Source organism: Acidaminococcus intestini DSM 21505 (genome assembly GCF_000425045.1).
Lineage (GTDB): Bacteria > Bacillota > Negativicutes > Acidaminococcales > Acidaminococcaceae > Acidaminococcus > Acidaminococcus intestini.
In genome coordinates this window covers 122,368-131,932 of record NZ_KE384298.1, presented here as the reverse complement: position 1 = coordinate 131,932, position 9,565 = coordinate 122,368, and the positions used below count along the sequence as shown (strand labels likewise).

The window sequence follows — 9,565 nt, the reverse complement described above, 5'->3', positions numbered from 1 at the left end:
CGGATCAGGGATGGCAGTATCAGCATGAATATTACAGAAGTGAATTGAAAAAGCATGGAATTATACAGTCAATGTCGCGTAAGGGCAACTGCTATGACAACAGTATTATGGAGACCTTTTTTGGTCGGATGAAAAATGAAATGTATTACGGAAGCGAAAAAGAATACACCTCGTTCAAGGTATTTGCTAAAGCAGTGAAAGAATACATTCATTATTTCAACAAGGAAAGGATTCAGAAAAAAACAAAATGGATGCCTCCCGAAATATATCGGGAAACATCCACTAATGCCATTTAACTAATTTATATGCGTCCAGTTTTTGGGGTACACATCAGGAAAAGGACGGTCTTATTACGCGTCATGTCTATGCCGAGGTCCCGCCCCGAGTGGAGTACACTCTCACGGATATGGGCCGCCGTTTTGGCCCCGTGCTTAGCAGTATCGAGACCTGGGGAAATGAATACATCGCCTATTTGAGGACGCAAAAATAGAGGAGCCGGACACCGGCGTTTTTGAAGCGAAAAGTGTTCCTTGTGGTATAATGATAACAGTATACTTTACTGTATGGGGGTTATTTTCATGGATTATAAAGAACTTGTTGAAAATGCACGGAAATGCCTTGGCAAATGCCATGGCTGCCCAATCTGCAATGGCGTTGCCTGCCGCAATACCATCCCTGGACCTGGCGCGAAGGGGGTAGGGGACACAGCCATCCGCAATTATCAGGCTTGGCAGACAGTCCGCGTCGTCATGGATACGCTGTGCGAAAAAAGGGAAACGGATACCCGTCTGTCCCTGTTTGGACATTCTTTTGCCTATCCTTTTTTTGCCGGTCCTGTTGGTGCGGTTGCCATGCACTACAGTGATAAATATAATGATGTGACCTATAACGCCCAGCTCGTCCCGGGCTGTGCTGAGTCAGGTATCCTTGCTTTTACGGGCGACGGCATGGACGCGGAAGTCATGCGCGGGGCCACGGACGCCATCAAGGACTGCCAAGGTGTGGGCATTCCGACGGTGAAACCTTGGAACATGCAGATGATCAGGGAAAAAATGGACCTTGTCAAGGCTTCGGGAGCCCTTGCGGTTGCTATGGACGTAGATGCAGCTGGCCTTCCCTTCCTTAAAAAATTTGTGCCGCCTGCTGGCAGCAAATCGGTGGAAGAAATGAAAGAAATCATCGCCCTCACGGACGTGCCTTTCATCGTCAAGGGCATCATGAGCGTCAAAGGAGCCGTCAAGGCCGCCCAAGCGGGCGCTGCGGCTATCGTCGTTTCCAACCACGGGGGACGCGTCCTGGACCAGAGCCCTGCTACGGCCGAAGTCCTGCCGGAAATCGCGGCTGCTGTGGGCGGCAAGGTCAAAATCTTTGTTGACGGCGGGATCCGTACCGGCGTTGATGTTTTCAAGGCTCTTGCCCTGGGCGCCGATGCCGTCCTTATTGCCAGACCTTTTGTCAATGCTGTTTATGGCGGCGGCAAGGAAGGCGTACGCTGCCTTGTTGATAAATTGGGGGCTGAACTCAAGGATACGATGGAAATGTGCGGGGCAGCTACGCTCCGTGAAATTACGGGCGAGATGATTCGGAGGTAACCTTCTTTGCTGAAAGGAAAACATTTTTCTCCTAATCAAGTGGTTGCCCTGACGTTTTTGGGGCTGATCCTTGCAGGCGCTTTCCTTTTGATGCTGCCCATTTCCCATAGGGATGGGATGTGGATGCCTTTTCTTGATGCCTTATTTACTGCGACTTCTGCTTCCTGTGTCACAGGTCTTGTTGTCTGTGATACAGGAAAGGTTTTTTCTCTTTTTGGTCAGTTGGTCATCATTGGTCTCATTCAATTGGGCGGACTGGGCCTGATGCTTTTTGCCACGCTTTTTTCCGTTGCCCTGGGGCGGCGCATCAATCTTCAGGACCGCATGCTGATCCAGGCCTCACTCAACCAGAATGATATGAGCGGCGTGGTCCGCATGAGCCTGCGCGTGGCCAAATATACGGCTGTTGTGGAAGGGGTCCTTGGAACGGCCCTGGCCCTGCGTTTTTATCAGCAGTTTGGCCTCAAGGGCATCTATTATGGGTATTGGCATGCCATTTCCGCCTTCTGCAATGCTGGCTTCGACCTTTTTGGCAATTATCAGAGCCTTGTGGGCTATGTCCATGATCCGGTGGTCAACGGCCTCATTGCCCTGCTCATCATTTTGGGCGGCATAGGCTTTGCCGTCATGAGTGACGTGGTTCATACCCGGCACTTTCGGAACTACCGGCTCCATACAAAGCTCGTCCTTGTTTCGACAGTGGCCCTGATCGCTCTTGGGACGCTCCTCATCCAGGTTATGGAATTTGACAATGGAAGGACCCTTGGAACCCTATCGGTCGGTGACCAATGGATGGCCAGTTTCTTCCAGTCCGTTTCTGCCCGTACGGCAGGCTTCAATACCTTTGACCTGATGCAGATGCGCACTTCAACGATCCTTGTTATGGTGCTCCTCATGGTCATTGGAGCTTCCCCGGCATCAACGGGCGGCGGCATCAAGACGACAACGGCTGCCTTGCTGATCCTTTCCGCGCATCAAGTGCTTTTTCAGAAGCCGGAGTGTGTCATTTTTGGGCGGCGCATTGACCAGGAGACTATCCATCGGGCCTTTGCCATTACCACGCTGTCCATCATCTGGATCTTTCTTGCCATCATTGGCATTACGTATCTAGAGGAGACAAGCCTTGTGGAGGCCCTATTTGAAGTGGTTTCAGCCTATGCGACGGTGGGACTTTCCAGCGGACTTAGCCAGCATCTTACGGCAGGCGGGAAGATTATCATGATCCTTTCCATGTATGCCGGACGTGTAGGCATCATGACGTTTGTCATGGCCCTTACGGCTCGCCGCAGGGAAGCCTTGATCCGGTATCCTGAAGAAAAGATCATCATTGGCTAGGAGCGTAACTATGAACAAAAAGAAACAGTTTGTTGTCTGGGGCCTGGGGCGTTTTGGCGCGTCCGTTGCGGAAACCCTGGTCGGAATGGGCCATGAGGTCCTGGGCATTGATCATGACGAAGAAGTAGTCCAAGAAATGGCCGATAAGCTGACCCATGTTGTTGTCAGTGAGGCCATTGATGAAACGGTGGTCAAGAGTCTGGGCCTGCGGAACTTTGACGCAGCCATCATTGCCATCGGGGACCTGGAACCAAGCCTTCTGTGCTGCATGATCCTTAAGGAAGCCGGTATGGCGACCATTCTTGCCAAGGCTTCCTCCGAAATCCACGGAAAGATGCTCAAAAAAATCGGCGCCACGTCCGTCATCTTCCCGGAACGGGACATGGGGCGGCGGGTTGGTCACAGTTTGGGCTTTACCAACATCCTCGACTTTGTGGAACTGTCCGACAACATTTGCCTTGTTGAACTGGATGCTCCTGTTGGGGCTGTCGGCAAGAGCTTGGTCGACCTTGATGTAAGACGTCGTTTTGGCGTCAATGTCGTAGCCGTCAAGCACCCTGATAAAAAGACGGAAATCAGCATGGATCCGCAAAAACCGCTTATTGCGAGAGACATCTTGGTGCTCATCGGCACCCAGAAAGATATTGAAAAGCTGAGGGAGGAACTATGATCAAACGTCTCACATCCCTCCAGAACGAAACGGTGAAGAAGGCCGCCAGCCTGCAGCAAAAAAAGTACCGCCTTAGGGAAGGCCTATTTCTCGTCGAAGGGGTCCGTGCTGTACGGGAAGTCCGGTCGTCTTCGTGGACCGTGACGGCTTACTTTTTTACGGATCTTCCTGAGGATTTCCAAAAAGAGGCTCAAGGGTCAGACATTCCCTATTATGAAGTGACTGGGGACATCATGAAAAAACTGACGGCAACGGAAGAGCCCCAATCGTTGGCCGCTTTGGTCCGCCTTAAGGAAAGGAGCCTTGAAACGGTCCATCCTGAAAGGGGGCTGATCCTGGTTCTTGACGAAATCCATGATCCTGGAAATGTCGGGACCATGATCCGTACCGCACGGGCCATGAATGCCCAAGGCGTCATCCTGCTTTCTGGCAGTGCCGATCTTTATAACCCCAAGGTGGTGCGTGCAGCCATGGGAAACCTCTTCCATATCCCGGTCTTTACGGGAATCACGGAAGACGCCCTTATGACCTTTGCCCAAAAGGCAGGTTGGACCTTGGTGGCAACAGCCCTAGATGGCGCCGCTGACTTGCGGGATTTCACCTATCCCCAAAAGACGCTGCTCATCATGGGCAGTGAAGCTGAAGGGGTTTCTCACAGTCTCTTGGAAAAAAGTGCCGCCCGCGTCAAGATTCCCATGCTGGGGGAAGCGGAAAGCCTTAACGTCGGCGTTGCTGCAGGCATCCTGCTCTATGAAGCCATGGTGCAGCAGGATCCGGGACGGAACTGATTTTCTCCTTTCCCAAATGATTGACGTACCCAGACCGTGAGTGTATAATATCAGCGTATATCGACAATGCAATGAGGGAGACAGTACTTCCCATTTCTGGCAGAGCGATCCGGGGAGGGTGTGAGCCTGGACAGAAGGAAATGAGAAAGAAGATCACTCCGGAGCTGGTCATCGAAATCACAGTAGAATGACCCGTCTTATGGCCGTTATCCCATACAAAGTGGCAGGATAAGCCTGTCATGAGGGTGGTACCACGGGTTAAACCTCGTCCCTTAGGGGACGGGGTCTTATTTTTTGGAGGTGGAGCAAGTGTCAAAAGAAAATGAAGGGTATGGAAGCACGCTGAACCTTCCTGCCACAGATTTCCCTATGCGCGCAGGGCTTCCCAAAAGGGAACCGGACTTTTTAACATTCTGGAAGGAGAAGGGTATCTATCAAAAGAAACTGAAGGCCCACGCAGGACATAAAAAGTTCATTCTTCACGATGGCCCTCCTTATGCCAATGGCAAGATCCATTTAGGCCATGCCCTCAATAAGATCCTCAAGGACATCATCCTGAAGTATAAATATGCCCGCGGTTTTGATACTCCCTATACACCGGGCTGGGATACGCATGGGATGCCGATTGAGCATGCCTGCCTCAAGGAAGTGGGCGTTGACCGTCATAAACTCAGCGCCCTTGAACTGCGCAGGATGTGCCATGACTATGCCTTGAAATGGATCAATATTCAGCGCGAAGGGTTCAAACGGCTTGGCGTCCAAGGCGATTGGGATCATCCTTACATCACCATGAAGCCGGCTTTTGAAGCCGAACAGATCCGCGTCTTTGGGGAAATGGCCCACAAAGGCTATATCTATAAAGGCAAGAAGACCGTTTATTGGTGTCCGCACTGCGAAACGGCCCTGGCGGAAGCTGAAATCGAATATGCAGACCAAAAGACTCCGACCATCTACGTGAAGATTCCTCTTGTAGATGCAAAGGACAAGGCACCGGAAGGCGCACAGGGCAAGAAGACATCCATGGTCATTTGGACGACGACACCGTGGACCATCCCGGCAAATGTCGCTGTTACGGTCAATCCTGATTTTGAATATGCTTGGGTTGAGTACGGGGATGAAGTCCTCATCATGGCAAGTGAACTTGTCGGGAAAGTTGCTGAGGAATGCGGCATCATCTTTGGTAAGGTCCTTGGAACAACGAAGGGCCGGGATATGGAATTCATGGAATGTGAACATCCTTTCCCGGAATATAACCATCGTAAATCCCTCGTCTGCCTGGGTGACTATGTTGACCTGGAAACTGGTACGGGCTGCGTCCATACCGCTCCTGGTCATGGTGATGTCGACTATCTGACAGGCCTTAAATATCACCTTGATATCCTTTGCCCTGTTGATGAAAAGGGCTGTTATACCGATGAAGCAGGGGAAGCCTTCAAAGGTCATTTTGTCTTTGATAGCAATGGTCTTGTCATCAAGCATCTGGCGGAAACGGGCCATCTGTTGGGCAAGAAAAGTATCCATCACCAATATGCCCACTGCTGGCGCTGCAAGAACCCCATCATCTACCGCGCGTCGGAACAGTGGTTCTGCTCTGTTGATGGGTTCCGTGAAGATGCATTGAAGGCCATTGACAATGATGTCCAGTGGATCCCGAGCTGGGGTAAAGCCCGTATCCACAATATGGTCCGTGACCGTCATGACTGGTGTATTTCCCGTCAGCGCGTCTGGGGCGTGCCTATTCCTATCTTCTACTGTGAAGACTGCGGAGAACCGCTCATCACCCCTGATACAATCAGTCATCTGGCTGCCATCTTCGAAAAGGAAGGCAGCGACGCTTGGTGGGCCCATACGGCAGAAGAACTGCTGCCGGAAGGTACGAAGTGCGCCAAATGCGGCGGTACCCACTTCCGTAAGGAATCTGACATCATGGATGTTTGGTTTGACTCCGGGTCTTCCCATCGCGCTGTCCTCAACCATTTCCCCGGTCTTACCTGGCCGGCTGACCTGTACCTTGAAGGCAGCGACCAGCATCGTGGCTGGTTCCAGTCTTCCCTTCTGACAAGCGTTGCCACGACGGGTAAGGCTCCGTACCGTGCCGTCCTGACCCACGGCTATACCCTTGATGGGGAAGGCCGCAAGATGAGCAAGTCCCTCGGCAATACCGTTGCCCCGCAGGACATCATCAAGGATTATGGTGCCGATATCGTTCGTCTCTGGGTTTCTTCCACGGACTATAAAGGCGATGTCCGCGTCTCTAAGGAAATCATCAAACACGTTTCCGAAGTGTACCGCAAGATCCGCAACACCATCCGCTACATCTTGGGCAATACGTCTGATTTCGACGCTGAAACCATGAAGGTTCCTTTTGCCGAAATGGAAGAACTTGACCAGTGGGCCCTCATGCGTCTCCAGGAACTCAAAAAAGACGTCGAGAAAGCCTATGAAAATTATGATTTCCATGTCGTCCACCATGCTATCCATGATTTCTGCACTGTCGACATGAGCTCTTTCTACCTTGATATCATCAAGGACCGCCTCTATGCCAGCAAGAAGGATGATAAGAAGCGCCGCAGTGCACAGACGGCCATGTACGAGATTCTCAGCGACCTCATCGTCATGCTCGCTCCGATTCTGAGCTTTACCATGGAAGAAGTGTACCAGTTCATGAAAAAACCGGCAGGCGCTCCGGAAAGTGTGCTTATGCTGGAATGGCCGAAACTCCATGAAGAATATCTGGACAAAGCCAAGATGGAAAAATGGGAACACTTCATTGCTATTCGCGGCGAAATCACGAAGGTCCTTGAAAATGCACGCCGGGAAAAGACCATCGGCCACTCCCTTGATGCCAAGGTCGACCTTTATGCCACGGGTGAAGCTTATGAGCTCTTGAAGCCCTTGGAAAAGGATCTGCCAACCCTGCTCATTGTTTCCCAGGCTGCTATCCATGAAGGCACAGATAGCGGGATGAAGACTGAGCGCGACGACCTGACCGTGGCTGTCGCAGCCGCTGAAGGTGAAAAATGCGAACGCTGCTGGAACTATGATCCCACCGTTGGCAAGGATCCGGACCATCCGACCTTATGCCATCGCTGCATCGAAGTCCTCAGCGACTAAGAAAAAGGCCGCAGGAACCCTTTCGGGCTTCCTGCGGCCTTTTTCGTCCTGAGGGGGGCTGGTCTTGAAAGAGGGCTTGACAGAACAGGAGAAAATGAATACTATATACGTAACGGAGGTATAGTACTATGATGCACGAAAAAACCGAAAGGGATAAAGACTGCCGGGAATACAAGGATCTCATCAAACGCCTTAACCGAATTGAGGGACAGGTGCGGGGACTCAAACGGATGCTTGAAGAAGACCGTTACTGCGTGGATATCCTGACTCAGGTCAGTGCCATCAACAGTGGGCTCAATGCGTTTAATCGCAAGCTGATGTGCGATCATATCAAATCCTGTGTGGTTAACGATATCCGTGCAGGGGATGATACCGTCGTTGATGAACTTTGTGAAACCATGCAGAAACTCATGAAATGAGCCCATGGTTCTTGGAAAGGAGCCACATAATATGGAAAGAACATTGAATGTCAAAGGAATGATGTGCGTCAACTGCCAGAAACATGTCCATGATGCGTTGCTTGCCATGGACGGCGTTTCTGCTGTCGACGTCAACTTGGAAAAGGGGACCGCGAAGGTGACGGCATCCCGCGAAATCCCCATGGATGAATTTAGATCCGTCATCAGCGAAGCCGGTTACGAACTGGCTTGATCAAGCTGACCTACAAACTGCTGCACAAGCTGTGGCAGTTTTTTCTATCTAAAGGAGAGATCATATGAAAGTCCTGCTGTTAAATGGCAGTCATCATCAAAATGGCAATACGGCACTGGCTCTTGAGGAAGCGGCAAAAGCCCTCGAGGCAGAAGGCGTCGAAACGGAGCTGTTTCAAATCGGGGCTGGGGCCATACAGGATTGCATCGACTGCGGAAAATGTACGGAAAAAGGATGTATCTTCACCGGTGATCCGGTCAATGCCTTCATTGCAAAAGCAAAGGAAGCCGACGGGTTTATCTTTGGCACGCCTGTCTACTATGCCCATCCTACGGGGCGCGTCCTGTCCTTTTTGGACCGCGTCTTTCATGCCGCAAGCGGCATCTTTCGCCTAAAGCCCGGGGCGAGCATTGCCGTGGCAAGACGGGCCGGCACGACGGCGAGCATTGATGCCATGAATAAGTATTTTACCATTGCAGAAATGCCCGTAGTCAGTTCCACGTATTGGAATGTGGGCCATGGCCTTGTTGCCGGCGATATCCTCAAAGATGCAGAAGGGCTCCAAACGATGCGCAATTTGGGTAAGAACATGGCCTATCTCCTGAAGTGCCTTGAAGCAGGCAAAAAAGCCGGCATCGAGCTGCCTGGAACAAAGCGGGAGGTCTGGACCCACTTTATTCGCTAAGGCTGTCCTGCGCTGATGGTTCGGCGGTTTTGTTTCCAAAAAATTCACTTTTTCTGGAGTCATCCTGTCAGAAGATGACTGCGTCTTCATCCCGTCAATTGGGCATTTGGAGGCGCGGCAAGCAATGAGGTCTGGAAATTGTACATTCCCTTGCATGGCAATATTTGACATGATATAATGCAGGAAGTCGTTCAATTAACGCTTCATGAAGAAAGGATGATTCAATTGAAAAAGCAATTCATGGCAGTCGTCATTGCCCTTTTGGTATGCCTTGGGTATACTGGCGCCATGGTTCCGGCAACGGCCTTTGCTGCCGAAGCAACCATTGGGTATGTTGACCTTAACACGGTCTTTTCCCATCACCCTGATTTTGCCAGTGCTCGTGCTGCCCTGAATCTGGAACAGCAGAAGGCACAGCAGGAATTCCGGGAAAAAGCTCCCAGCCTTGATGACAACGGCAAACGGGCCTTGGACAACACCTTGACCGAGCGCATTGCCAAACGGGAACAGGAACTCTTCAACCCGATCCGTGAAAAGATTCTGAAGGCAGTCAGCAAAGTTGCCAAGGAACGCGGTCTTTCCACGGTCCTGACGAGCAGTGCTGTTGTTGACGGCGGCACGGACATCACCAAAGACGTCCTCAAAGCTGTTGGCGGAAAATAAAATGAGGGAAGAACCGTTGCTCTTGCAGCGGTTTTTCTTTATCCTGGAGCCAGTGATCTGGCGCTGT

The 9,565-nt window shown here is 51.3% G+C and carries 10 protein-coding genes, 1 pseudogene and 1 other annotated feature; all 11 genes and pseudogenes read left to right on the top strand.

The features are described from left to right. The coding region (locus H503_RS0111530; RefSeq protein WP_026385710.1) for an IS3 family transposase at positions 1 to 296 on the top strand (296 nt) is incomplete at its 5' end. Between the two features lie 50 nt (positions 297 to 346). Continuing rightward, positions 347 to 490 (top strand): annotated as a pseudogene (locus tag H503_RS12340) (winged helix-turn-helix transcriptional regulator); the annotation flags it as partial. 88 nt (positions 491 to 578) lie between these two features. Then, on the top strand, positions 579 to 1,592 hold the full coding sequence (locus H503_RS0111525; protein WP_009014831.1) for an alpha-hydroxy-acid oxidizing protein: 1,014 nt from the start codon (positions 579 to 581) through the stop codon (positions 1,590 to 1,592). 6 nt (positions 1,593 to 1,598) lie between these two features. Continuing rightward, complete coding sequence (locus H503_RS0111520; protein WP_009014830.1) at positions 1,599 to 2,927, top strand: TrkH family potassium uptake protein; 1,329 nt, start codon at positions 1,599 to 1,601, stop codon at positions 2,925 to 2,927. A 10-nt stretch (positions 2,928 to 2,937) separates the two neighbouring features. Next, positions 2,938 to 3,597: a potassium channel family protein gene (locus tag H503_RS0111515; RefSeq protein WP_009014829.1), complete on the top strand. Its 660-nt coding sequence runs from the start codon at positions 2,938 to 2,940 to the stop codon at positions 3,595 to 3,597. Then, positions 3,594 to 4,385 carry a TrmH family RNA methyltransferase gene (locus tag H503_RS0111510; RefSeq protein WP_009014828.1) on the top strand — a complete coding sequence of 264 codons (792 nt, stop codon included), beginning with the start codon at positions 3,594 to 3,596 and terminating at the stop codon, positions 4,383 to 4,385. Before H503_RS0111515 ends, H503_RS0111510 begins: the two co-directional genes overlap by 4 nt. Before the next feature lie 62 nt (positions 4,386 to 4,447). Next, positions 4,448 to 4,661 (top strand) — a binding site (T-box leader). Positions 4,662 to 4,754: 93 nt separating this feature from the next. Continuing rightward, entirely contained in the window at positions 4,755 to 7,499 is a 2,745-nt protein-coding gene (gene ileS / locus H503_RS0111505; protein ID WP_045171805.1) for an isoleucine--tRNA ligase, read from the top strand. 128 nt (positions 7,500 to 7,627) lie between these two features. Then, a complete protein-coding gene (locus tag H503_RS0111500) occupies positions 7,628 to 7,918 on the top strand; it encodes a metal-sensing transcriptional repressor (RefSeq protein WP_009014826.1) in 291 nt (96 codons plus the stop codon). Between the two features lie 31 nt (positions 7,919 to 7,949). Beyond that, positions 7,950 to 8,150: a heavy-metal-associated domain-containing protein gene (locus H503_RS0111495; protein ID WP_016459603.1), complete on the top strand. Its 201-nt coding sequence runs from the start codon at positions 7,950 to 7,952 to the stop codon at positions 8,148 to 8,150. 64 nt (positions 8,151 to 8,214) lie between these two features. Continuing rightward, positions 8,215 to 8,835, top strand: coding sequence for a flavodoxin family protein (locus H503_RS0111490; protein WP_009014824.1), 621 nt, complete (start codon positions 8,215 to 8,217; stop codon positions 8,833 to 8,835). Positions 8,836 to 9,051: 216 nt separating this feature from the next. Continuing rightward, positions 9,052 to 9,498, top strand: a complete 447-nt coding sequence (locus tag H503_RS0111485; protein WP_226828427.1) for an OmpH/Skp family outer membrane protein — start codon at positions 9,052 to 9,054, stop codon at positions 9,496 to 9,498. Positions 9,499 to 9,565 lie beyond the last annotated feature (67 nt).